Source organism: Citrobacter sp. BDA59-3, assembly GCF_015167655.1.
GTDB classification, from domain to species: Bacteria; Pseudomonadota; Gammaproteobacteria; order Enterobacterales; family Enterobacteriaceae; genus Phytobacter; species Phytobacter diazotrophicus.
Map to the genome: position 1 here is coordinate 3262293 of NZ_CP063427.1, position 23388 is coordinate 3285680.

Sequence of the window (23388 nt, forward strand, 5' to 3'; positions counted from 1 at the left end):
ACCACAAGCCAGCCAACCGTGAAAACAGCCATAAACCACACAGCATAAAGGGAATTGGCAGCAGAAAATAATTATGTACTGCCAAGCGATGCAAGATAACGTCCGGGAGTTTGCCCTAACCCTTTTTTAAACATCGTAATAAATGCGGTGGTGGAATCATAACCCAGCGCCTGGGCGACATTTTGTACCGACTCGCCGCTTATCAACAAGCGCAGGGAAAGAATCAACAACATCTGGTGCCGCCAGCGGCGAAAACTCAATCCCGTCTCCTTCACCACCAGCCGTGCCAGGTTGCGCTCGCTCATGGCAAACTCCTGCGCCCATTGCGCCAGCGTCTGCCAGCGGGCCGGTGACCGCTCCATGGTTTCGACCATCTGGCGAATTTTACTGTGCGGGGAAACGGGAAGTTGCAGTTGCATTTGCGGCTGACGGGGCAGTTCATCAAACAAAACCTGCACCAGACGCTGCGTGGCTGGTTGCTGGCGTTCGCGATGGCTGCGCGCAGAAAGCGTCAGGATCAGTTCGCGCACCAATGGGGAGATTTTCAGCGTGCAGCACTGCGCTGGCATATCGACCCGCTCAGGTTCAATAAACAAAAAGCACAGCTTCGCCCCCGGCGTCGCGAGATTACTGTGAGCAATAAGCCCCGGTATCCACACAGCGTGATGAGGCGGCACCATCCAGCGGGCGTTTTCCACCTCACTGGTGATCGCCCCACTCAGGGCCAGAATTAACTGCCCTTTACGGTGACGATGCTGCGGGATCCGCTGCTCATCGGCCTCGACGGTAATACTAAACGCCAGGGCCGCCTCTTGCTGACTGTCAGGATTAAAGCCATCCAGGCCAAGACCGTGCTGCATCATATTGTCCGAATTTAGCGATAAATTGTCATTTTAGCTTGATTATATCAGCGCGAAAAACGGGTATGGTAGGGTTCTGCTATTTATCCTGAGAATACAATGACCACGACGATTTCCTCACGGGGCAAACAAGGGGCACTGCTTATGGCGGGGATCCTGATGATTGCCACCACTCTGCGTGTCACCTTTACCGGGGCCGCACCACTGCTTGATTCCATTCGTAATGATTATGGCTTAACCACCGCGCAGACCGGGATGCTCACCACCCTGCCGCTACTGGCCTTTGCGCTTGTTTCTCCCCTGGCGGCAGGCATTGCCCGGCGCCTGGGTATGGAGCGAAGCCTTTTTGCCGCCATGCTGCTGATATGCGCAGGCATCGCCATACGTTCTCTGCCCGCACCGGCGCTGCTTTTTATTGGCACCGCCATTATCGGTTGCGGCATCGCGCTGGGGAATGTGCTGCTACCGGGGATCATTAAACGGGATTATGCAGGCCAGATCGCTAAACTGACCGGCGCGTATTCGCTGACCATGGGAGCTGCGGCGGCGCTTGGTTCTGCACTGGTTGTCCCGATTGCGCTGACGGGCGCAGGCTGGCACGGCGCGTTGCTGATGCTTATGACCTTTCCGCTCGTTGCGATGCTGCTGTGGCTACCACAGTTGCGTTTCGCAAAGCCCACCAGCTTATCAGGCAGCCCGCTGGCGCAAAGTCGGGGGATCTGGCGTTCAGCGCTTGCCTGGCAGGTAACGCTCTTTTTAGGGATTAACTCGCTGATTTATTACGTGGTGATTGGCTGGTTACCGGCAATTCTTATCAGCCATGGCTATAGCGAGTCCGGCGCGGGTTCTCTGCACGGCCTGCTCCAGCTCGCCACGGCGGCGCCGGGTATTCTGGTTCCGCTCATTCTGCACCGCTTGCGTGATCAGCGTGCGCTGGCCGTACTCTTTGCCCTGCTGTGCGCAGTGAGTGCCGCCGGTTTTTGGCTCTGGCCGGGTCAGGCCGTTGTCTGGACGCTGGTGTTTGGCTTTGGATCGGGTGGCACTATGATCCTTGGGCTGACCTTTATTGGCCTGCGAGCCCGCTCCGCGCATCAGGCCGCTGCGCTGTCAGGGATGGCACAGTCGGTAGGCTACCTGCTGGCAGCCTGTGGCCCACCGCTGATGGGGAAAATCCACGATGCCAGCGGTTCCTGGCAAATCCCGCTTATCGCCTGCGCGATCTTGTCCGTAGTGATGGCGCTGTTTGGGGCCTGTGCCGGCCGCGATCGCGAAATGGCGACATAATCAATCACCACCTCCCCAGGAGGTGGTTTAGGGGTGACAATAAAACAGGCCTGTGCGGCCTGTTTTCATTGACTCAATCTTTCGCGGCTTTCAGCATCGCCTGCACCAGCGGAACCGGGCGTCCGGCAAGGGCATTACGCTCATGCTGGAAAAGGGTGGCGACGAAGAAGGGATGGTTGCTCAGCTCAACCGCACGAATTTCTCCATCTTCATCCCAGGCCGTGACCCGCATATCGCTTTTCTCCAGCTCGGCAGCAAAATCAGGCGAGATACCGTAGTTACAGTGGTAGCCTTCACTGATTTTCTCCCGCCCATAAGCACGGGCAATCAGCGTATTCGGACGCAATTCAACTTCCGCCTCCTGCTCGACCAGCGAACAGCTCAGCGGAACAATCACCATCCGGCCAGCGCTGTCGGTTTCCTGATGCGCGGCATCACCCACACCCATTACGTTGCGGGCATATTCAATAATGGCATGCTGGAAACCGCCGCAGGTGCCAAGAAACGGTATCGCGTTTTCCCGCGCATACTGAATGGCAATAAAGGCCCCTTCGGGATTTTTATACGGACTTGCCGGAACGACCCAGATTGCATCATAGCCAACGAGGTCATCGCGACTTTTAATCTCGGAGGTCGCCAGCCAGTCGTAATCTGCGGTAATCTCAAGGACGGCGGCGGCATCGTCGATCGCCAGCGGAATGGCCTGGTGCGCGACAACGTCGTGATTGTAATCACCAACGAGGGCAATTCGCAGGGTATCTTTAACGGGAATATGGGTCATGAAGGGGTCCCTATGTCAGAGCAATTAACGAATAACATAAGGAACCTCACATTAGCGATCTTTCGTCTACATCACAACACATTAAAAATGGCAGGGCACATTTTGCCGTATTTCGATAAAAACGGTGCTTAAGGCAACAGATGCGTCGAAGCTGGAGAAAAAATGCGCAGTAAAATTCTGGTCAGCGCCTGCCTGATGGGGTTCAACGTTCGCTATAACGGCACTAAAAAAGGGGCATTGCAGCAAACGCTGGCCTACTTACAGGAGGAACAACGCCTGGTGATCCATTGCCCGGAACTGGCAGCAGGGCTCCCGGTTCCACGTTCACCCGCAGAAATACGCGCTGGCAACGGCCAGGATGTGATGGGCGGCGCAGCACAGATTGTTGAAGATAGCGGCCAGGATGTCACCGCGCACTATCAGCTCGCCGCCTGGCTGGCCCTAAAAACCGCACAGTCAGAAGGCTGTTGCGCAGCACTACTGACCGACGGCAGCCCCACTTGTGGTAGCCAGCAGATTTACGACGGCACTTTTAGCGGCGTTCAACGTCCAGGAATGGGTGTTGCTGCCGCGCTGCTGGAGGCAAACGGCATTCGCGTGTTTTCCCACCAGCAGATCGCGGAACTCGTCGCCTTTATCGAAGAGAGGGAACAAACAGATGATTCAATGTAAACGCGTCTATGACCCGGCATCCGGACAGGATGGCTATCGGGTTCTGGTCGATCGCCTGTGGCCGCGCGGCGTTAAAAAAACCGATCTGAACTACGACGAATGGTGTAAGGATTTGGCCCCATCGGGAGAATTACGTAAAGCCTTTCACGCCGATGTACTGGATTTCGCCGCATTTCGGGAAGCGTACCTTGCGGAACTTGCGGATAAGCGAGAGGCTGGGCAAACGCTTAATGCGAAGCGTCAAAGCGGTGTTCTCACCTTGCTCTATGCCGCCAAAGACACCAGGCAAAATCATGCGCTGGTGCTGGCAGAATGGCTGGAATCGCTATAAATCAGGAAATAACCTGCTCGCGATGATGTTCAGGCAGGCTGTCCGGGTCGAGAGGCATCAGGTGTTCGGCACGAACAAAGGCGAAGCCTTGTTGCCCATCGAAAGACCGCACATCACCCATCACCAGCCACAAAGCACGATTCGCGCTTTGCGGCATGCGCGTCATCACACCATTGACCGGGTTCAGAAACATCTCGCCAGGCTGGCAAAGACCAAATAACTCTACAGATTTACCAATATTACAGCGCCCGGCAGGCGTTTGCGCGCCAATGACCATCGCCAGGCTACCCGGTCGTAACTGAAACATAATTCTCTCGCGTACACATGCATCATGGAAAATAAGATTATTCTTACCCAAGTTTACCCTGATGCAGGTAGCGTGTCACGAGCGAGATTGAGGGTGATCGCGTCGCCACAGCTCCCATTCATCTATCACTTCACCGCCTGGCAATTTGCATTCTGTACGCACCCCCTGGGGGCTTTGCACAGGCACACGTTGCCCGCCCACCTGCAAACAATGCACCGCCGCCGGATTGGCTTTTCCTGCTACGGGTTGACGGGGCGCACCCGGTGGCGTGGAGCATGCCGTTAATGCACAAATGAAAAGGAAGAAAATATTACGCATCAAATTATCCATATTGAAATAATAAGCCATAAATTTAGCTTAATGCGTTACGCCTGACATCTCCATGATTTCTCCATCCTTACACCACTTTTTGCAGATATATTTGCCTCGTTCTCACCCATGACCAGAGAACATCATTCCGTAATCAATGAGTTTTTGCCCCGTCTCATCAACGGGGCTTTTTTTACGCAATCTCCTGCCCCCCCCGTTTGACGCTGCCGATATATAAAACTTATTTAAGCCATGCTTTAATATGGTGAGTCTATATTTTCATCATCAAGTGCATACAACGCGCAGTGCACAGGAGTTAATGAGCGTAATGTCCGATTTCATTTTGGCCCGAGTTTCCGAAACACTCCATAAAGATCAATCCCTTGAAAGTCTGGTACGACAGCTCCTTGAAATGCTGGAGATGGTCACTGAAATGGAATCGACGTACCTTACCAAGATTGACGACGACGGTGGTTTTCAACATATCCAGTATGCGCGAAACAGCAAACAACTTGATCTTCCAGAGGGTTTTTCTCTGCCGTGGGGTGACAGCCTGTGCAAGCGCGCGCTGGATGAGGGCTGTTTTTTTAGCGATGACGTGGCAACGCAGTGGGCAGATTGCGAAGCGGCGCAAAAAATTGGGATCACCTCTTACTTAAGCATGCCTGTGCATCTGGCGGATGGTTCGCTTTATGGCACGCTATGCGCCGCCAGTAAGGACACGCGTAAGTTGAGCGTTCGTGGTGAACACGTTTTACGTCTTTTCGCCGGGCTGATAGCGCGTTCCATCGAAAAAGACCACCTGGTGGAACAACTGCGAGAAGCTAACGCGGCACTCATCGCCCACTCTTATACCGATCCGCTGACCGGCCTGCCTAATCGTCGGGCGATCTTCGATAATCTGACAATGCTATTTTCTCTTGCCAGGAACCTTGATATTCAGATTATTATTGCGTTTATTGATCTCGATAACTTTAAAAGAATAAATGATGAGCTTGGTCATGAATCAGGCGATCAATTCCTTATTCAGATTGGGCGTCGTCTTCTGGATGGTTGCGATAAAGATGATGTGGTCGGGCGGCTTGGCGGCGATGAATTTTTAATTGCCTGTCCAGGCGGGCCGCGCGATCAAACACAGACCGAAAGATTATCCTCCCTTAAGCAAAATTTGCATAAATGTCTCACTGGAGAATATCGACTGGGTTCCATGAATATATTTTATCCCGGAGCCAGTATCGGTGTGGTCGAAATTAATCCCGATAGTATTGATGCTGACAGTGCATTGCGCATCGCAGATCGCGCTATGTATCAGGATAAAAACGGAAAAAACAAACAGCCGTTTTTACGCCTCAATTAATTCACTTTAGGGTTTTTTTTTGCTTGAGAATTATCTTATTTTCTTCTATTTAATTATTATCTGCATCGCTGGCAAAGGCTGCCAGCTCAGGAGCTAGTTCGTGAGAAAGTCAACAATCATTATGCTCATTGTGGCTGTTGTTGCCGTCGCCGGTACTCAACTCGGCTGGTGGTAGACGGTGGGCTAAACTTAACAGTCATTGTAGATGTCATCCTGGCCAGTGATGTTGTCGACAGAGCATAACCTAACAGCCTCATTTATCTGAGCAGGAGCTCGCAATGTTCACGGGACTTAAAAGAAGCGAAAGCAAACGGCTGGCGGCGCTGGAATTATTGCGTAAAGAGGATAAAACCCGCGACGCAGCCCTGACAGAGTATGCCTGCCTTGCTTGCGAGGTGATGAATGTCGAAGGCTGCTTTATTACCGTATTTGATGATGACTACCAATATATCAAATATGTTAAAAATGTACCGCTGGAGCATTTCAAAGTCCCGATAGAAAAAACAATGTGCCAGTACTCACGCGATAGCGGGCAGACCGTTGTCTGCCCTGATGCCCGGCTGGATTCCCGTTTTTCCCATCAACCACTGGTGCAAAACGGCGATATTCTGTTTTATGCTTCTGCGCCGATGATGACGCAAGAGGGGATGGTTCTTGGCACGCTTTGTGTCAGTAGTTCCAGCGTCGTCACCCCAACACTGCAACAAATAGAAAGTTTTAACCGTATCGCAGAGCTTTCCGCAATCTACCTCGAAGCGCGCTATTCTATTGGTCGCGTCGACACGCTTACGGGGCTACCCAACCGCCAGTTTTTGCTGCGTGAAATGGAGCAAAAAACGCTGGAAAAAGACCCCAAAACCTATGGCCTGGTGATATTTGACTGTATTGATATGCCTCGTGCTTACGAGTTAATCCGCTATCTGGGATTGCACGCCGTGGATAATATGCTGCGCAGTTTTATCCCGCTGTTGCGTCTACGTCTGCGGCTAAAAGAAAATGTTCTTTTATACTCTTTCGCCCCCGCCCGTTTTGCGGTACTGGTTGAGATAGAACAAGCCTTAACGCTCGTTAAACGCGCAGAAACGCTGCCGGGGACACGGGTGCAAATGGCACAAAATATTGATATTACGCTGACTATCCATACTGGCTACGTCAAATTCTCGCCACGGGAAGATGATGCCCATGAAATTGTGCGTCAGGCGATCAGCGCCCTGCACGAATCCATTCGCCAGAATATTCCGGTCCTGCAATTTAATCCCATCCTTGATCATAAAAGAAATAAAGACTTTAAACTCCTTTATGACTTAAGTGAGGCGATTAAATCTACCAGCCAGCTGTATCTGGTTTTTCAACCGAAGGTATCGTTGCGCTCTGGCAAAACAGAAGGGGTGGAAGCGCTGCTGCGCTGGCGACATCCACAGCTTGGCAATATTTCTCCGGCAACTATTGTTTCGCTGGCAGAAAAAACCAGTCTGATGTCGGAAATTACCCAGTGGGTCATCAAAACGGTCATCGAGCAGCTGAAATCCTGGCGTAGCCAGGGTATCACCCTCCCTGTTTCGATTAACGTGACAGTGAGTGATTTTTCTCGTCCCGGCTTTGCGGATGGGCTGGAAAATAATGTTCTCAATGCGGGCTTGTATCCGGCTGATATTCGCATTGAATGCCTGGAGACAGAAAAAGTTCTGGAGAGTGAAGCCGCGCTTGAAGAACTCGATCGTCTGAAATTGCTTGGCTTCCAGATCCTGCTTGACGATTTTGGTGCCGGTTACAGTAATATCAGTTACCTGCGTCGTATTCCCATTGATGTGATTAAACTGGATCGCTCACTGGTCAGCCAGATAACGACTGATTCCGGCAGCCGTATCATCGCCCGTAATGTCATCATGATGCTTAAAGAACTTCATTATGTGGTGCTGGCCGAAGGGGTTGAAGATCATGAGACGGCGCAAATGCTAACCGAGTTTGGCTGTGATGAGGCACAAGGTTATTATTTTTCAAGACCGATCCCGCCAGAAGAGATTAAAGCCTGGCTTGCGGACTGTAAGCCCTATCGTGTGTTAGGACGAATTAACAATGATCAGCATCAGTATGGTTCGTAATTTATACTTAAGCGCCCTCTCCTGCTGAGGGCGCATGTTAAGCCTTAACCAATAAAGCCCGACATTAATAACCCGATCATCAATTTTCTCAATCCACAACGAGAAAAAAATGCATTGGTAAATTTCGCTTAGGAAAGTTATAAAGTACGCATGTGAAGGAAATACGATTTAACATTCTCTACTGCATTCCAGGATAGTTTTGATGTCGGAACTATCCTTTTTCTTTTGTCGAAAATAATCCCCGGCCATTTAATTATATTTTAAATAATGATTAGCAGGCTTCGTATTATCAAATACACTTCTCTTCGTCGATAAATTATTTCCTAAAAGCACTCTCGTTTTGGCCAGGTCATCGACGGGGGCTTATTTACATTGATCATTGTAGATATCCAGAATGGCTGACGCGACAGCGCTCTGCATGGCAAAATGCGTCGCTATCCCGTCAGCCAAATGTTTTCCTGACATGTCGGCACCCGGATCACACGATAACGCGTAACTCAGTGGGCTTTTTGAATCATCTGGATTGTTGCATCTTCGGATAATCCATGCCCCTGAATATGAACATCCAGAGAGACATCCTGGGTTTCGTTATGGAAGGTTTGGTCGCCTTCACCATGCAGGAAACCAACAATGATATCACCTCTTTCGATATCGTTTCCTGTTAGCAGTTTTACGACGGTGTGATTGCCGAATTCATCGCGAATGATGACATAACCAATCCGGTGTTCATGATGAAGGACGACTCCGCGCTGACTCATCTGAATGCTCCTTTGGACTATTTGATAGAGAAAGAATAGCCGAAAGTGGCAGGCTTTTACGTGAAGCAGCGCATTTTCGTGATACACGAGATGTGCTTGAGGTTAAAAGGTGTGAAACGTCGTTTTCGGGTAAGCTTTAGGTCCATTAACAGCGTGGTTTTTCGGCTCGCGCTCCTGTCTTGTCACAGACCTCAACGACCAGCCTTATTACTTTTGGCGTTGATGATTTGTTGAAAATGTATACATCGCATTGAGATAAGATGGTAGAGATATTAGCCTGCCAACAAAGGTGGACGCGTTGAATAAAAATCATATTCGCTGGATAAGTATAGGATTTATGTCACTCTGTCTGGTCAATGGGATGATGGATCTCTTTTCGCACCACAGAAGGTTTATTGCGATTGTTATGGTTGTCGGTAGTATCATCGCAATTGCATCAACATTAAGGCTTATTTTTAATCAAAAATAAGGTATCCGGCAGGCGCACTCTCGCAAAGAGCAACTGCCAATGGTCCATCATATTGCTTGTATTTTATCTCATCCAATGCTGCTGTCATTGGTTCCCTGCTTATCAGATATCCGGGTGCGCCGAAAGATAACGGTGCGGCCTTAAAGGATATTTATCGTCTGACCCTCTATCCAGACCGGCGGCATCGTGAAGCGCGACAAGGTCTGTCGACGTCGTTGCGACGGTAAAAGCCTGTGATTCTACCTCACCTTACACAGGCTTCTTTCTGATGCTGCTGTGACATATTTTTAAAGAACTGATGCCATCCCAGCCAGGCCAACAAAAAGCAGGCTGTCAGAATAATCTTTTAATTCCTTAAGATATTCATCATCATTGTGTTTCATCATCGCAATAGCATCCTGAGCGCTGTCAGCGTCGACCTCAAAATGATGTTTTTTGTAACCCTTCCGTTTGAGAAGCGCCTTTGCTTCCTCATTTACGCTACTTTTGGGAAAGACTCTTGCACCCGATTCGTTGTAATAAAAAACATATACACTCACAGTAAACCTCCATGGATAGTACGGTGATTTCCGTAACTAAATTAGCATCACCGCTTAGGCTAAGATACGTATACCATTAAATAAAATAATGACTTTCCTGCTGCCTGCTCAGTGTTTTCACGTCAGTCAGCAACGCGCCTTGCCAATGCGTCAATCCCAGTCATTAGCGTCAGGATCGCTTCATAATGCCCGACTGTTTTCTGTGCATGACCTCATGGGTCACTAAACATCAAAATGTTGCCGGGATGGGCATAAAAGACACAGTACTGGCATTAATTTCTTTTGTGGAACTTTTTCAGCGAAGGCTATAAGAACGGGCGTATTCCAGTGTTGGTATCATGGAATTCTCCTGAATATCACATACATTGCGCTATGGAGCCATGGAATTTATCAACTAGTGCAGGAAATATAATTTGGTGAAAACACCTGCATCTTTAAATGAGATCGCACTGGGTGAATTTATCGGAAGTCTTCAAAAAATACCTTCGCACTGACAACGGTGCCAATCCATGGCCCTGTATAAATAATACTTACCACAACTTATTCTTGGGCTGCTGCTTCTGCTGCTACTTTGATCCCGTTACAAAACTCTTCGTTTTATGCACGGCAAAAACGCGATACCTGATTCTGGATTTTACCCAGATCTTTGGTATCAGGCGTTGAGTCAATGTGTCGAAGAACATATTTTTTAGGTTTCCATTGCCTTCCACTAAAGTGATTTGGTGTATAGAACCATTAAACAATAATTTTGCCATATCCACCTGACCTACCGGGAAAAAGCGTCATGATGACTGAGATAAAGACTGCATTGTGGTCGGCTAAGCATCGTTTTCATAGGGAGTTTTGGGGATAGTTTTGGTGAAACTTTCTGAATTACATAAAAAAACGGGAACCAATCGGCTCCCGTTCTTCTTTAACCCGCCAGGCGGATTACATGTTCGCGATGATCGCGTCACCAAACTCGCTACATTTCAGCAGCTTAGCGCCTTCCATCAGACGTTCGAAATCGTAGGTCACGGTTTTGGCAGCGATAGCACCTTCCATGCCTTTCACGATCAGGTCTGCGGCTTCGAACCACTGCATGTGACGCAGCATCATCTCAGCGGAGAGGATAACGGAGCCCGGGTTCACTTTGTCCTGACCCGCATACTTCGGCGCAGTACCGTGAGTAGCTTCGAACAGCGCACACTCGTCACCGATGTTAGCGCCCGGTGCGATACCGATACCGCCTACCTGGGCTGCCAGGGCGTCGGAGATATAGTCACCGTTCAGGTTCATACAGGCGATAACGTCGTATTCAGCCGGACGCAGCAGGATCTGTTGCAGGAACGCATCAGCGATCACATCTTTAATGATGATCTCTTTACCGGTATTCGGGTTTTTGATCTTCTGCCACGGGCCGCCATCGATCAGCTCACCACCGAACTCTTCGCGAATCAGCTGGTAACCCCAGTCTTTGAACGCGCCTTCGGTGAACTTCATGATGTTGCCTTTGTGTACGAGGGTCAGAGAATCGCGATCGTTGGTGATAGCGTATTCAATAGCCGCACGTACCAGACGTTTGGTGCCTTCTTCGGAACACGGTTTGATACCGATACCGCAATGTTCCGGGAAGCGAATTTTCTTCACGCCCATCTCTTCACGCAGGAATTTAATCACTTTCTCTGCGTCAGCAGAGTCCGCTTTCCATTCGATACCGGCGTAAATGTCTTCGGAGTTTTCGCGGAAGATAACCATGTCGGTCAGTTCCGGGTGTTTAACCGGGCTCGGCGTGCCCTGGTAGTAACGTACCGGGCGCAGGCACACATACAGGTCCAGCTCCTGACGCAGGGCAACGTTCAGAGAGCGGATACCGCCACCAACCGGCGTGGTCAGCGGGCCTTTGATGGCAACGCGGTATTCACGAATCAGATCGAGAGTTTCAGCGGGCAGCCAGACGTCCTGGCCGTAAATTTGGGTAGACTTCTCACCGGTGTAAATTTCCATCCAGGAAATTTTACGCTCGCCTTTATAGGCTTTCTCCACAGCGGCATCGACCACTTTCAGCATCGCAGGGGTAACGTCGACACCGATACCGTCACCTTCAATGAACGGGATAATCGGGTTATTCGGAACGTTCAGCTTGCCGTTTTGCAGGGTGATCTTCTTACCTTCCGCCGGAACAACTACTTTGCTTTCCATTCACCTCTCCTTCGAGCGCTTCTGGTTGTTACTGATTTTTGTTAATGAATTGTAATTAGCCTGTCAATACTACCTGATAGTTGGGTTCCATGAAAGGCAATCATGTTTCAGTTATAATGCGGCAATTGATAACCACTGAAAATACCATGAAGAAAACTTCTTTTAGAAATCACCACCTTGAGCGATTCAGCTCACGACAAGCTACTAAGCCACGACGCGAAAACCAGCCAAAGCGGGTGATTTTGTTTAATAAACCCTATGATGTTTTGCCGCAGTTCACCGATGAGGCGGGACGCAGTACGCTTAAAGAGTATATACCTGTTCAAAATGTATACGCGGCGGGGCGCCTGGATCGCGACAGTGAAGGTTTACTGGTGTTAACGAACGACGGTGAATTGCAGGCAAAACTGACGCAGCCGGGGAAACGTACCGGAAAAATCTATTTTGTTCAGGTTGAAGGAGAGCCGGGTGAAGAGGCGCTGGCAGCGTTGCGCGACGGTGTCACCCTGAATGATGGCCCTACCCTGCCCGCCGGCATTGAACGAGTTAGTGAGCCAGAGTGGCTGTGGCCGCGCAATCCCCCCATTCGCGAGCGGAAATCCATTCCCACCAGTTGGCTTAAAATCACGCTTTATGAAGGCCGTAATCGTCAGGTTCGACGAATGACCGCGCACGTTGGTTTTCCCACTCTTCGCCTCATCCGTTATGCGCTGGGTGAATATACCCTTGATGGGTTGCCCAATGGCCAGTGGCGAGAAGTGAAATAAACGCGTTGTTTATACCGAATAATTCCGCAAACTAATCATTAACTGAAATTTGTCATGGATGAGGAGAAAGTATGTTGTTACGGGTTGCGACTTTTTTGCTGCTCTGCGCTGTTTCGTCATCATGTTTTGCTAATGAAACTTGCGAGACCATCGGCGGGAGGGCCGCAGGCGAAGCAGATTATCTTTTCGAGGTCGCAAAAGTGACCAGTCCTGCCCGGTTGCACTTTTATTCTGCTCCCGGCTCGGAATGCCAGCTTCCCACTTTTTTAGTCAACGGTGATACCGTTGAAATCCTGCGAAGTTCGGTCTTATACGGGAAATCAGGCGGGGTCTCCCCCACTCATCCCTTTCGCTATATACGCTACCGGGATACCAACGGCGCATTTGTCACCGGCTGGGTGACGGCCGATGAGTTGACCGCCCTGCCCCCCTCGTTGCCGGTCAGCCATGAATGCCAGACGTGGGCAAATGACGCCTTGCGTACACGTGTGCGCGAAGCCCCTCCGGCCAATAACCGATACCGCATTCAAGGTCAGGCGCGCGCATGGTTTTACACGATGCCCAATGAAAAGTGCCGAAGCCCGTCGGTCTTCCTGGTGCCGGGCGATAGTGTTTCCGCTCAGGAGCAGTCCGAGGATGATTTTCTTGAGGTGAACTGGTACGGTCCCGATCACCGCATCATTCGCGGCTGGCTTAAAAAATCACAGCTTGCGCCCATTGACGAAGGCGATCGCTATCGCGACGACATTAACCCGCTCTCTGTCGATAAAGCCGCGCGTATCGCCACGGTTTCCCTGCGCACCGATTATCACTGTGTGTTTTATGAAAGCTGGAACGCGCAAAAAGAGATTCAGATTATCGTTCGCGAAGATCACCAGTCGGCGCAGTGCCGAGGCAGTGCGGATAGCGAGACGTCTCCACCGGTGGCCTATATTAGTATCAACAAGCAGAGTGGCGAGATCAGTTGGCCGGATATGGCCGATGGGTTTGATGAATAACTTTGATAAACAAAGAGGAAAGTATGTTTAAACCTCATGTCACCGTCGCCTGCGTCGTCCATGCGCAGGGTAAGTTTTTGGTCGTAGAAGAGACAATCAGCGGCAAGGCACTGTGGAATCAGCCGGCCGGTCACCTGGAAGCCAATGAAACGCTGGTGCAGGCTGCAAAACGCGAGCTGTGGGAAGAGACAGGTATTCACGCCACGCCCGATGCCTTTATTCGTATGCATCAGTGGATAGCGCCGGACAAAACGCCTTTCCTGCGTTTCCTGTTTGCCGTCGATCTCGAAGACATCTGCGCCACCGAGCCGCACGACAGTGATATTGACCGCTGCCTGTGGGTCAGCGCTGACGAGATCCTGAATGCGAAAAACCTGCGTTCCCCGCTGGTCGCAGAAAGTATTCGTAGCTGGCAAACCGGTACACGTTATCCGTTATCGGTGATTGGCGAATTTAACTGGCCTTTTAACTAAGCATCCGATTTTAGCAACAACCGCGCCTGCGCGGTTGTTGTGTTTTCACTGTTGCGCCCGTCAACAATACCTGGCTGAATTAATACCAAAGCGAAATATTTAACCGCAACTTAACCCACCAGAAGTAACGCTACACTCGTTATATTCCTTCACGTTCCTTTCGCCTCAGCGATCACTCCTGCTACACATCCCCTTTTTTGTGCATTTTTACGCCAAAGCGGCTGCATTTTTAACAATTAAAGATCAAAAAACATACGCCGATAGACATCAATGAAGGCAGTCCCGATTTGCGGGATTGTAATGGCGCTATACGTTGAGATCAGAGGTACGGTGATGGCAAGACAGTATGTTCAAAAAAAGATGAGTACCCGTGCGCAAATGTTGCTCACCGGCGCGTTAACCATCACTCTCGGCTTTGTTGCAACCATTGGCGTGCTGAGCTGGCAATCCAGCAACGAGCAAAAATCATTAGCAGAAAAATACTTACACCAGATTGCACAGAGTGAAGCCCTGAAAATTCAGCAAGACCTTAACTATGCGCGCGATGTTGCGCATAACCTCGGTCATAGTCTGATTGCCTTACCGGCAGCCGGGATAACGGATCGTCAAGTCGCCGATAAAATGATGGAATCCGCTCTGCGCGATAATCCTGATTACCTTTCCATCTCGGTGATTTTTGAAGAAAACGCCTTTGACGGAAAAGATGCGGATTTTGCAGATAAGCCCGATCAGGCACCGAAGGGGCGTTATGCCTTCTTCGTTGATCGCGATCAGTCAGGCAATTTCAAGATGCACCCCCTGCTCTCTTATCTGACGCCAGGTCAGGGTGATTATTACCTCGTACCGCAAAAATCCCAGAAAGACACGCTGATTGAACCCTATAGCTACGCTTACAACGGCGTGCCGACGCTGTTGACATCCGTCGCCGCCCCGGTTGTGAGTCAGGGCAAACTGCATGCGGTGATCACCTCGGATATCTCACTTGCCTCATTGCAGGAAAAAGTCAATCAAATTAAACCCTGGGAAGGTGGCGGCTACGCCGTGCTGTTGTCCACCGCAGGTAAAGTTATCTCTTATCCTGATAAGAAAATGACCAGCAAACCCTTTCCGGGCAACACCAATAATTTCTCTTCACAGGTGGTGGAACAGCCTGATGCTATCCTCGGTGAGGATGCTTTAGTGACCTGGCAGCCGGTGTCTATCGGCAACGGTCCCGACAAATGGTATCTGGGTGTCGTCGCACCGGTCAGCCAGGTGATGGCAGCGGCCAACCGTCAGTTGATGAACGCCATCATTCTGATGGTACTCAGCATTCTGCTGGTTAGCGCCTTACTGGGTATCGTCTTTAGCCGCAAAGTATTGAAACCGATTGGCGGCGAACCGCTGGAAGCGGCAACCATCGCGCTGGCCGTCGCAGATGGCAAACTGGATAACGAGATTAACGTCAAATCTGGCGATCGCCATAGCCTGTTCTTTGCGCTGCAGACCATGCAGGCACAACTGCGTCAAATCGTCGGGCAGATCAAAGATGCCAGTGATTCTGTACGTCAGGGGGCGGGGGAGATTGTCAGCGGCAACATTAACCTCTCTTCGCGTACAGAGCAGCAAGCCGCAGCGCTGGAGCAAACTGCCGCCAGCATGGAGCAGTTCAGCGCAACGGTGAAACATAACGCCACCAACGCACACCAGGCCACGGCCCTGACAGCAAATGCAACGCAGATTGCCAGCCGGGGTGAAGCACTGGTCGGCCAGGTGGTTAAAACCATGTCGCAGATTGATGACAGCTCGAAAAAAATCAGCGACATCACCACCATGATCAACAGTATCGCCTTCCAGACAAATATTCTGGCGCTTAACGCCGCCGTCGAAGCGGCGCGCGCTGGCGAACAGGGGCGCGGTTTTGCCGTGGTAGCCTCCGAAGTGCGTAACCTTGCGCAGCGCAGCGCCAACGCGGTAAAAGAGATTGCCGCATTGATTGAAGAGTCGAGTCAGCGTGTTGAGAACGGCGTTCAACTGGTTAATGATGCCGGGAAGACAATGCAGGAAATGACTCAGGCGGTGAACTCCGTCCAAACCATCATTAATGAGATCGTTGTCGCCTCTGATGAGCAGGCCAAAGGCATTAGCCAGGTGACGATTGCGGTTAACGAGATGGATGGCGTCACCCAGCAGAACGCCTCGCTGGTGCAAGAGATGGCGGCGGCAGCAAGCTCCCTCGAAGAACAGGCACAGCAGCTTGCCCAGAGTGTCGAGCAGTTCAGCATCGATGAGCAACGGGCCGCCTGATACAACGCGTCAAAATGCATGAGTCAACATAAACCCCAGCCTCGCTGGGGTTTATCGTTCTGTGCCTCGTTCCAGACGAACAATCACGCCATAAGCGCTCACGCAAAGCCAGGTTAGCGGTAATTTCCGCCCGACTTGTTGCGGATTGGTAATATGCAGGGGTGCCTGCGCGGCGAGTGCGTGATAGAATACGCCGCCTTGAAGTTCAATGTCGTGAGTATTCTATGTCTGATAGCCCAAAAAAAGTGATCGTCGGCATGTCCGGCGGTGTCGATTCTTCCGTATCTGCCTGGCTGTTACTGCAACAGGGTTATAAGGTGGAAGGCCTGTTCATGAAGAACTGGGAAGAGGACGACGGCGAGGAATACTGTACCGCGGCGGCCGATCTGGCCGATGCGCAGGCCGTGTGCGACAAACTCGGTATTGAACTCCACACCGTAAACTTTGCCGCAGAATATTGGGATAACGTGTTTGAACACTTCCTGGCGGAATATAAAGCCGGGCGCACGCCTAACCCGGATATTCTGTGCAACAAAGAGATCAAATTTAAAGCCTTCCTCGAATTTGCCGCCGAAGACCTGGGCGCCGATTATATCGCGACCGGTCACTATGTCCGCCGGGCTGATGTCGACGGTAAAAGCCGTTTGCTTCGCGGTCTGGATGGCAACAAAGATCAGAGTTATTTCCTCTATACGCTTGGCCATGAGCAGATTGCGCAAAGCCTGTTCCCGGTCGGTGAACTGGAAAAACCCGAAGTGCGCAAAATCGCCGAAGAGTTGGGGCTGGTCACTGCGAAGAAAAAAGACTCTACCGGTATCTGCTTTATCGGCGAGCGCAAATTCCGCGAATTTTTAGGCCGCTATCTGCCAGCCCAGCCGGGCAAAATCCTCACCGTTGACGGTGAAGAGATTGGCGAGCATCAGGGGCTGATGTACCACACACTGGGCCAACGCAAAGGTCTGGGGATTGGCGGAACCAAAGAAGGTACCGAAGATCCGTGGTACGTGGTCGATAAGGATGTGGAAAACAATATCCTGGTGGTCGCGCAGGGGCACGATCACCCACGTCTGATGTCCGTTGGGCTGATTGCCCAACAATTGCACTGGGTTAATCGCGAACCGCTGGTCGGTACGCTGTGCTGCACCGTGAAAACCCGTTACCGCCAGACCGATATTCCATGCACCATTACTGCTCTGGATGACGATCGGATTGAGGTTCGTTTTGACGAGCCGGTTGCTGCGGTAACGCCAGGCCAGTCTGCCGTTTTCTATAGCGGTGAAGTGTGCCTTGGCGGCGGTATTATCGAACAGCGTATCGCGCTGCCGGTTTAATCGACGAGACTGAGATAGCGAATCAAGGAGCGAGTGTGGCTAAGAATTACTACGACATCACCCTGGCGCTGGCGGGCATTTGCCAGTCCGCCCGTCTGGTGCAGCAACTGGCGCATCAGGGACATTGCGACGCCGACGCGCTCCATGTCTCTCTCAATAGCGTCATCGATCTTAACCCGGACTCAACCCTGAGCGTTTTTGGTGGCAGCGAAGCAAACCTGCGCACCGGGCTGGAAACGCTACTCGGCGTACTTAATGCCAGCAGCCGTCAGGGGCTGAATGCCGAATTGACCCGCTATACTCTTAGCCTGATGGTCCTGGAGCGCAAACTGGCGGGCCACAAAGACGCCATGAATACGCTCGGTGACCGTATCGCGGGTTTGCAGCGCCAGCTTGAGCATTTTGATCTCCAGTCGGAGACGCTGCTTAGCGCCATGGCCGGTATTTATGTGGATGTGATTAGCCCGCTCGGGCCGCGCATTCAGGTGACCGGTTCGCCTGCGGTGCTGCAAAGCCCGCAGGTCCAGGCGAAAGTTCGCGCCACACTGCTAGCAGGTATTCGTGCCGCGGTGCTGTGGCATCAGGTTGGCGGTGGCCGCCTGCAATTAATGTTTTCCCGTAATCGCCTGACCACTCAGGCCAAACAAATTCTCGCTCATTGTTAACCTCCCGGAGTTCTGAACTATGGAATTATCCTCACTGACCGCCGTTTCCCCTGTCGATGGACGCTACGGCGATAAAGTCAGCGCGCTGCGCGGGATTTTCAGCGAATTCGGTTTGCTGAAATTTCGTGTACAAGTCGAAGTACGCTGGTTACAAAAGCTGGCGTCACATGCAGCGATCAAGGAAGTTCCTGCTTTTGCTGATGACGCAAACGGTTTCCTCGATAAAATCGTCGCCGACTTCAACGAAGAAGACGCGGCGCGTATCAAAACTATCGAGCGCACCACTAACCATGACGTGAAAGCGGTCGAATATTTTCTGAAAGAAAAAGTGGCGGATATTGCGCAATTACACGCTGTCTCTGAATTTATCCACTTCGCCTGCACCTCAGAAGATATCAATAACCTCTCCCACGCCTTGATGCTGAAAACCGCGCGTGATGAGGTCATCCTGCCTTACTGGCGTCAGGTAATTGATGCGGTGAAAGACCTCGCCGTGCAGTATCGCGATATCCCTCTGCTTTCCCGTACTCACGGACAGCCGGCCACGCCGTCTACCATGGGGAAAGAGATGGCTAACGTGGCATACCGTATGGAGCGCCAGTATCGCCAGCTAAATCAGGTGGAAATCCTCGGCAAAATCAACGGTGCGGTGGGGAACTACAACGCCCACATCGCCGCTTATCCGGAAGTGGACTGGCACCAGTTCAGCGAAGAGTTTGTGACCTCTCTGGGTATCCAGTGGAACCCGTACACCACGCAGATCGAGCCGCATGACTATATTGCGGAGCTGTTTGACTGCATGGCGCGCTTTAACACCATCCTGATCGACTTCGATCGCGATGTGTGGGGTTATATCGCCCTGAACCACTTCAAACAGAAAACCATCGCCGGCGAAATTGGTTCTTCCACCATGCCGCATAAGGTGAACCCGATTGACTTCGAAAACTCCGAAGGCAACCTGGGCCTGTCGAATGCGGTGTTGCAGCACCTGGCCAGCAAACTGCCGGTATCCCGCTGGCAGCGCGACCTGACCGACTCCACCGTACTGCGTAACCTGGGCGTTGGCGTGGGCTATGCGCTGATTGCCTATCAGGCAACCCTGAAAGGCGTGAGCAAACTGGAAGTAAACCGTGACCGTCTGCTGGACGAGCTGGATCATAACTGGGAAGTACTGGCAGAGCCGATTCAGACCGTTATGCGCCGCTACGGTATCGAAAAACCGTATGAGAAGCTCAAAGAGCTGACCCGTGGTAAACGTGTGGATGCCGAAGGCATGAAACAGTTTATCGATAGCCTTGCGCTGCCGGAAGACGAGAAAGTTCGCCTGAAAGCGATGACCCCGGCAAATTACATTGGCCGTGCCATCACCATGGTCGATGAACTGAAATAACCCTTTCCTGCCGACTTTCGCCCTCTTTTCATCAGGAAAGAGGGCTTCCTTCCTCTCGGTTTAACAAATGTTTATCCCTGCCGCCCGAGAATCAGCGTTAAACTATTCGTATTGAAAATATAAGGAGAGTTAAGACGATGCGCGTACTCGTTGTGGAGGACAATGCCCTGTTGCGTCACCACTTAAAAGTTCAGCTTCAGGAACTGGGACATCAGGTCGATGCCGCGGAAGATGCAAAGGAAGCGGACTATTTTCTTAATGAACACGTGCCTGATATCGCCATTGTCGATCTCGGCCTGCCCGATGAAGACGGCTTATCGCTGATTCGCCGCTGGCGCAGCCATGAGGTCTCTCTGCCTGTTTTGGTCCTGACCGCGCGTGAAGGCTGGCAGGATAAAGTCGAAGTACTGAGCGCAGGTGCCGATGATTACGTCACCAAACCTTTCCATATAGAAGAAGTTGTGGCGCGCATTCAGGCCCTGATGCGCCGTAATAGCGGTCTGGCCTCCCAGGTTATCTCTATGCCGCCGTTTCAGGTGGACCTCTCGCGCCGCGAAATGTCGATCAGCAGTGAAGTGGTTAAACTGACCGCGTTTGAATACACCATTATGGAAACCCTGATTCGCAACAGCGGCAAAGTGGTCAGCAAAGATTCGCTGATGCTCCAGCTCTATCCCGATGCCGAACTGCGCGAAAGCCACACCATTGATGTCCTTATGGGACGCTTGCGTAAGAAAATCCAGGCACTCTATCCCGCAGAGGTGATCACCACGGTACGTGGCCAGGGTTATCTCTTCGAACTGCCCAAATGAGACGTTTAATGCGGCATTTTCTGCCGCTCTCGCTACGGGTTCGTTTCCTTCTGGCGACCGCCGCCGTCGTGCTGGTGCTCTCCCTCGCCTATGGCATGGTTGCCCTGATAGGCTATAGCGTCAGTTTCGATAAGACCACGTTTCGCCTGCTGCGCGGTGAAAGTAATCTGTTCTATACCCTTGCCCGCTGGGAAAACAACACCCTGACTGTCGACCTGCCCAACAGCCTCAATTTACAAAGCCCGACTATCACGCTGATTTATGACAAAGACGGTAAACTTATCTGGGCGCAACGTGATATCCCGTGGCTGGCAAAACGTGTTGACCCCGCCTGGCTTCAGGCCGATGGATTCCATGAAATCGAAGCGGATGTGGACGACTCCAGCACGCTGGTCGATAACGATGAGTCGGTGGTGGAACAGTTCAACGCGATTCGGGAGGATGACAACACCTCGGAGATGACCCACTCGGTGGCGGTCAATCTCTATCCTGCCACGGCGAGAATGCCGCAGCTCACCATTGTCGTTATCGATACCGTTCCTATCGAACTCAAACGCTCCTGGATGGTGTGGAGTTGGTTCATCTATGTCCTGGCGGCAAACCTGTTGCTGGTGATCCCACTGCTATGGATGGCGGCCTGGTGGAGCCTGCGCCCTATAGAGGAGCTGGCGAAAGAGGTGCGCGAACTGGAAGAGCATCACCGTGAGAATCTGAACCCGGCCACCACTCGCGAGCTTACAAGCCTGGTGCGTAACCTCAACCGTCTGCTCAAAAGCGAGCGCGAGCGCTACGACAAATATCGAACCACCCTCACCGACCTGACACACAGCCTGAAAACCCCGCTGGCAGTGCTGCAAAGTACGCTGCGTTCGTTACGCAGTGAAAAACTGAGCGTCAGCGACGCCGAACCGGTAATGCTGGAACAGATAAGCCGCATTTCTCAGCAGATTGGTTACTATCTGCATCGCGCCAGCATGCGTGGTGGCAGCGGGCTGCTCAGCCGGGAACTTCACCCGGTCGCCCCGCTTCTTGATAGTCTGACCTCGGCGCTAAACAAAGTGTATCAACGAAAAGGGGTGAATATCAGCCTCGATATCTCCCCGGAGATAAGCTTTGTCGGTGAGAAAAACGACTTTATGGAAGTGATTGGCAACCTCCTGGACAACGCCTGCAAATATTGCCTCGAATTTGTCGAAGTATCCGCAAGGCAGACCGATGAGAACGTGCACATCATTATCGAAGATGATGGCCCCGGGATCCCGTTATCCAAACGTGAGGTGGTCTTTGATCGTGGTCAGCGTGCCGATACGCTACGTCCGGGCCAGGGGGTGGGATTATCCGTCGCACGCGAAATCGTAGAGCAATACGACGGGCAAATCCTGACCAGCGAAAGTTTACTCGGCGGGGCAAAAATGGAGGCCATCTTCGGCCGCCAGCAGCCGATAAGCGGCGATAATTAACGCATTCAGTCAAAATAACACGGCCTGTCCCACGCAGGCCGCCTACCATCCGTTATACTCCGACTCAAACTAACGTTTGGGGAAACAAACATGGACTATAACATCAACCTTAACTGGCCGGATTTTATCGAGCGCTACTGGCAAAAACGCCCGGTGGTACTGAAACGCGGCTTTGCACAATTTATCGATCCCATTTCCCCTGACGAACTGGCCGGTCTGGCCATGGAAGATGAAGTCGACAGCCGACTGGTAAGCCATCTTGATGGCAAATGGCAGGTCAGCCACGGGCCTTTCGAAAGTTATGACCATCTGGGTGAAAGCAACTGGTCGCTGCTGGTGCAGGCGGTGAACAACTGGCATGAACCGACCGCGGCGCTGATGCGTCCTTTCCGCGCCTTGCCCGACTGGCGCACCGACGATGTGATGATTTCGTTTTCCGTGCCCGGCGGTGGCGTTGGCCCGCATCTCGATCAGTATGATGTCTTTATCATTCAGGGTACCGGCCGCCGCCGCTGGCGTGTTGGTGAAAAGACGCCAATGAAACAGCACTGCCCGCATCCGGACCTGTTACAGGTTGATCCCTTCGAAGCCATTATTGATGAAGAGATGGAGCCGGGCGATATTCTCTATATTCCACCGGGATTCCCGCACGAGGGCTACTCGCTGGAAAACTCCATGAACTACTCCGTTGGCTACCGAGCTCCCAGCGGACGGGAATTAATCAGCGGTTTTGCCGATTATGTGTTGCAGCGCGAACTGGGCAGCCAGCGTTATACCGACCCGGATGTGCCGTCACGTGAACACCCGGCGGATGTGCTGCCGCAAGAGCTGGACGGCCTGCGCCAGATGATGCTCGATCTGATCAATCAGCCAGAGCATTTCAATGAGTGGATCGGTGAGTTTATTACCCAGTCGCGTCATGAGCTGGACGTCACGCCGCCGGAGCCGCCCTACCAGCCTGATGAGATTTACGATGCCCTGAAACAGGGGGACAAGCTGGTGCGTTTAGGTGGTCTGCGTGTATTGCGTATCGCGGGCGAAGTGTTCGTTAACGGCGAGCGGATTAACTCCCCGCACCGCCCGGCACTCGACGCGCTGGCAAATCACATTGTTCTGAATGATAGCGCCTTTGGCGACGCGCTCGAAGACCCCTCCTTCCTCGCGATGCTTGCCGCGCTGGTCAACAGCGGATACTGGTTCTTCGAAGACTAAGCCATAAAAAAGCCGGGCAACATCACGTTTGCCCGGCCTGTCTG

The 23388-nt window shown here is 51.8% G+C and carries 23 protein-coding genes; 16 read left to right on the plus strand and 7 right to left on the minus strand.

Going from position 1 to position 23388, the window contains the following annotated elements:
- Nucleotides 1-71: 71 nt before the first annotated feature.
- The gene (locus IP582_RS15340) at nt 72-860 is read right to left on the minus strand and encodes a helix-turn-helix domain-containing protein (RefSeq protein WP_071195476.1); all 789 of its coding nucleotides are present in this window, start codon (nt 858-860) and stop codon (nt 72-74) included.
- Nucleotides 861-959: 99 nt separating this feature from the next.
- On the opposite strand from IP582_RS15340, the gene IP582_RS15345 reads away from it, so the two are divergent.
- Nucleotides 960-2144, plus strand: a complete 1185-nt coding sequence (locus IP582_RS15345) for a CynX/NimT family MFS transporter (RefSeq protein ID WP_193793712.1) — start codon at nt 960-962, stop codon at nt 2142-2144.
- Nucleotides 2145-2217: 73 nt separating this feature from the next.
- Here the strand turns inward: IP582_RS15345 and IP582_RS15350 are convergent, their stop codons facing one another.
- A complete protein-coding gene (locus IP582_RS15350; RefSeq protein WP_041851676.1) occupies nt 2218-2925 on the minus strand; it encodes a CTP synthase in 708 nt (235 codons plus the stop codon).
- Nucleotides 2926-3087: 162 nt separating this feature from the next.
- Between IP582_RS15350 and IP582_RS15355 the strand changes: the two genes are divergently transcribed.
- Both IP582_RS15355 and IP582_RS15360 read left to right on the plus strand, forming a co-directional pair.
- Nucleotides 3088-3597 carry a DUF523 domain-containing protein gene (locus tag IP582_RS15355; RefSeq protein ID WP_193793713.1) on the plus strand — a complete coding sequence of 170 codons (510 nt, stop codon included), beginning with the start codon at nt 3088-3090 and terminating at the stop codon, nt 3595-3597.
- On the plus strand, nt 3584-3928 hold the full coding sequence (locus IP582_RS15360; RefSeq protein WP_193793714.1) for a DUF488 domain-containing protein: 345 nt from the start codon (nt 3584-3586) through the stop codon (nt 3926-3928). The genes IP582_RS15355 and IP582_RS15360 overlap by 14 nt, the downstream gene beginning before the upstream one ends.
- A 1-nt stretch (nt 3929) precedes the next feature.
- Here the strand turns inward: IP582_RS15360 and IP582_RS15365 are convergent, their stop codons facing one another.
- Nucleotides 3930-4235 carry a hypothetical protein gene (locus IP582_RS15365; RefSeq protein WP_193793715.1) on the minus strand — a complete coding sequence of 102 codons (306 nt, stop codon included), beginning with the start codon at nt 4233-4235 and terminating at the stop codon, nt 3930-3932.
- 75 nt (nt 4236-4310) lie between these two features.
- Entirely contained in the window at nt 4311-4553 is a 243-nt protein-coding gene (locus IP582_RS15370; protein ID WP_193793716.1) for a DUF333 domain-containing protein, read from the minus strand.
- Between the two features lie 319 nt (nt 4554-4872).
- Here IP582_RS15370 and IP582_RS15375 point away from each other — a divergent pair, with 319 nt between their 5' ends.
- From IP582_RS15375 to IP582_RS15385, 3 genes are all read left to right on the plus strand, one after another.
- Nucleotides 4873-5901, plus strand: coding sequence for a sensor domain-containing diguanylate cyclase (locus IP582_RS15375; protein ID WP_193793717.1), 1029 nt, complete (start codon nt 4873-4875; stop codon nt 5899-5901).
- A 121-nt stretch (nt 5902-6022) separates the two neighbouring features.
- Nucleotides 6023-6076 carry a hypothetical protein gene (locus IP582_RS25570; RefSeq protein WP_071845982.1) on the plus strand — a complete coding sequence of 18 codons (54 nt, stop codon included), beginning with the start codon at nt 6023-6025 and terminating at the stop codon, nt 6074-6076.
- A gap of 103 nt (nt 6077-6179) precedes the next feature.
- Nucleotides 6180-8003, plus strand: a complete 1824-nt coding sequence (locus IP582_RS15385) for an EAL domain-containing protein (RefSeq protein WP_193793718.1) — start codon at nt 6180-6182, stop codon at nt 8001-8003.
- A gap of 497 nt (nt 8004-8500) precedes the next feature.
- On the opposite strand, the gene IP582_RS15390 is transcribed toward IP582_RS15385, so the two are convergent.
- From IP582_RS15390 to icd, 3 genes are all read right to left on the minus strand, one after another.
- Nucleotides 8501-8761, minus strand: a complete 261-nt coding sequence (locus tag IP582_RS15390) for a hypothetical protein (protein WP_193793719.1) — start codon at nt 8759-8761, stop codon at nt 8501-8503.
- Between the two features lie 756 nt (nt 8762-9517).
- Entirely contained in the window at nt 9518-9769 is a 252-nt protein-coding gene (locus IP582_RS15395; RefSeq protein ID WP_193793720.1) for a hypothetical protein, read from the minus strand.
- Between the two features lie 930 nt (nt 9770-10699).
- Nucleotides 10700-11950, minus strand: coding sequence for an NADP-dependent isocitrate dehydrogenase (icd, locus tag IP582_RS15400; RefSeq protein WP_041851685.1), 1251 nt, complete (start codon nt 11948-11950; stop codon nt 10700-10702).
- 116 nt (nt 11951-12066) lie between these two features.
- Here icd and rluE point away from each other — a divergent pair, with 116 nt between their 5' ends.
- The 10 genes from rluE to IP582_RS15450 all read left to right on the plus strand — a co-directional run bounded on the left by rluE (nt 12067) and on the right by IP582_RS15450 (nt 23344).
- Nucleotides 12067-12717: a 23S rRNA pseudouridine(2457) synthase RluE gene (gene rluE, locus IP582_RS15405; RefSeq protein WP_071195420.1), complete on the plus strand. Its 651-nt coding sequence runs from the start codon at nt 12067-12069 to the stop codon at nt 12715-12717.
- Nucleotides 12718-12788: 71 nt separating this feature from the next.
- Nucleotides 12789-13715: a hypothetical protein gene (locus tag IP582_RS15410; RefSeq protein ID WP_193793721.1), complete on the plus strand. Its 927-nt coding sequence runs from the start codon at nt 12789-12791 to the stop codon at nt 13713-13715.
- A 23-nt stretch (nt 13716-13738) separates the two neighbouring features.
- Nucleotides 13739-14188 (plus strand): NUDIX hydrolase, encoded by a 450-nt coding sequence (locus IP582_RS15415; protein WP_041851688.1) that lies wholly within the window; start codon nt 13739-13741, stop codon nt 14186-14188.
- A 333-nt stretch (nt 14189-14521) separates the two neighbouring features.
- Complete coding sequence (locus tag IP582_RS15420) at nt 14522-16474, plus strand: methyl-accepting chemotaxis protein (RefSeq protein ID WP_193793722.1); 1953 nt, start codon at nt 14522-14524, stop codon at nt 16472-16474.
- Between the two features lie 224 nt (nt 16475-16698).
- Complete coding sequence (gene mnmA / locus IP582_RS15425; RefSeq protein WP_193793723.1) at nt 16699-17805, plus strand: tRNA 2-thiouridine(34) synthase MnmA; 1107 nt, start codon at nt 16699-16701, stop codon at nt 17803-17805.
- Between the two features lie 35 nt (nt 17806-17840).
- Nucleotides 17841-18470, plus strand: coding sequence for a high frequency lysogenization protein HflD (gene hflD / locus IP582_RS15430; protein WP_041851690.1), 630 nt, complete (start codon nt 17841-17843; stop codon nt 18468-18470).
- A 19-nt stretch (nt 18471-18489) separates the two neighbouring features.
- Nucleotides 18490-19860 carry an adenylosuccinate lyase gene (gene purB / locus IP582_RS15435; RefSeq protein WP_041851691.1) on the plus strand — a complete coding sequence of 457 codons (1371 nt, stop codon included), beginning with the start codon at nt 18490-18492 and terminating at the stop codon, nt 19858-19860.
- A 137-nt stretch (nt 19861-19997) separates the two neighbouring features.
- A complete protein-coding gene (gene phoP, locus IP582_RS15440; protein ID WP_041851692.1) occupies nt 19998-20672 on the plus strand; it encodes a two-component system response regulator PhoP in 675 nt (224 codons plus the stop codon).
- Entirely contained in the window at nt 20669-22132 is a 1464-nt protein-coding gene (gene phoQ, locus IP582_RS15445) for a two-component system sensor histidine kinase PhoQ (protein WP_193793724.1), read from the plus strand. The genes phoP and phoQ overlap by 4 nt, the downstream gene beginning before the upstream one ends.
- A 90-nt stretch (nt 22133-22222) precedes the next feature.
- Nucleotides 22223-23344, plus strand: coding sequence for a cupin domain-containing protein (locus IP582_RS15450; RefSeq protein ID WP_041851694.1), 1122 nt, complete (start codon nt 22223-22225; stop codon nt 23342-23344).
- Nucleotides 23345-23388 lie beyond the last annotated feature (44 nt).

Excerpts from the sequence above, each read along its gene's own strand:
- IP582_RS15355 (WP_193793713.1), top strand. The coding sequence starts at position 3,088 with ATGCGCAGTAAAATTCTGGTCAGCGCCTGCCTGATGGGGTTCAACGTT.
- IP582_RS15450 (WP_041851694.1), top strand. The coding sequence starts at position 22,223 with ATGGACTATAACATCAACCTTAACTGGCCGGATTTTATCGAGCGCTAC.
- phoQ (WP_193793724.1), top strand. The coding sequence starts at position 20,669 with ATGAGACGTTTAATGCGGCATTTTCTGCCGCTCTCGCTACGGGTTCGT.
- purB (WP_041851691.1), top strand. The coding sequence starts at position 18,490 with ATGGAATTATCCTCACTGACCGCCGTTTCCCCTGTCGATGGACGCTAC.
- icd (WP_041851685.1), bottom strand. The coding sequence starts at position 11,950 with ATGGAAAGCAAAGTAGTTGTTCCGGCGGAAGGTAAGAAGATCACCCTG.
- IP582_RS15370 (WP_193793716.1), bottom strand. The coding sequence starts at position 4,553 with ATGCGTAATATTTTCTTCCTTTTCATTTGTGCATTAACGGCATGCTCC.
- IP582_RS15365 (WP_193793715.1), bottom strand. The coding sequence starts at position 4,235 with ATGTTTCAGTTACGACCGGGTAGCCTGGCGATGGTCATTGGCGCGCAA.
- IP582_RS15360 (WP_193793714.1), top strand. The coding sequence starts at position 3,584 with ATGATTCAATGTAAACGCGTCTATGACCCGGCATCCGGACAGGATGGC.
- IP582_RS15390 (WP_193793719.1), bottom strand. The coding sequence starts at position 8,761 with ATGAGTCAGCGCGGAGTCGTCCTTCATCATGAACACCGGATTGGTTAT.
- IP582_RS15375 (WP_193793717.1), top strand. The coding sequence starts at position 4,873 with ATGTCCGATTTCATTTTGGCCCGAGTTTCCGAAACACTCCATAAAGAT.
- IP582_RS15385 (WP_193793718.1), top strand. The coding sequence starts at position 6,180 with ATGTTCACGGGACTTAAAAGAAGCGAAAGCAAACGGCTGGCGGCGCTG.
- IP582_RS15340 (WP_071195476.1), bottom strand. The coding sequence starts at position 860 with ATGCAGCACGGTCTTGGCCTGGATGGCTTTAATCCTGACAGTCAGCAA.
- IP582_RS15415 (WP_041851688.1), top strand. The coding sequence starts at position 13,739 with ATGTTTAAACCTCATGTCACCGTCGCCTGCGTCGTCCATGCGCAGGGT.
- rluE (WP_071195420.1), top strand. The coding sequence starts at position 12,067 with ATGCGGCAATTGATAACCACTGAAAATACCATGAAGAAAACTTCTTTT.
- IP582_RS15350 (WP_041851676.1), bottom strand. The coding sequence starts at position 2,925 with ATGACCCATATTCCCGTTAAAGATACCCTGCGAATTGCCCTCGTTGGT.
- IP582_RS15410 (WP_193793721.1), top strand. The coding sequence starts at position 12,789 with ATGTTGTTACGGGTTGCGACTTTTTTGCTGCTCTGCGCTGTTTCGTCA.
- IP582_RS15345 (WP_193793712.1), top strand. The coding sequence starts at position 960 with ATGACCACGACGATTTCCTCACGGGGCAAACAAGGGGCACTGCTTATG.
- mnmA (WP_193793723.1), top strand. The coding sequence starts at position 16,699 with ATGTCTGATAGCCCAAAAAAAGTGATCGTCGGCATGTCCGGCGGTGTC.
- IP582_RS15420 (WP_193793722.1), top strand. The coding sequence starts at position 14,522 with ATGGCAAGACAGTATGTTCAAAAAAAGATGAGTACCCGTGCGCAAATG.
- phoP (WP_041851692.1), top strand. The coding sequence starts at position 19,998 with ATGCGCGTACTCGTTGTGGAGGACAATGCCCTGTTGCGTCACCACTTA.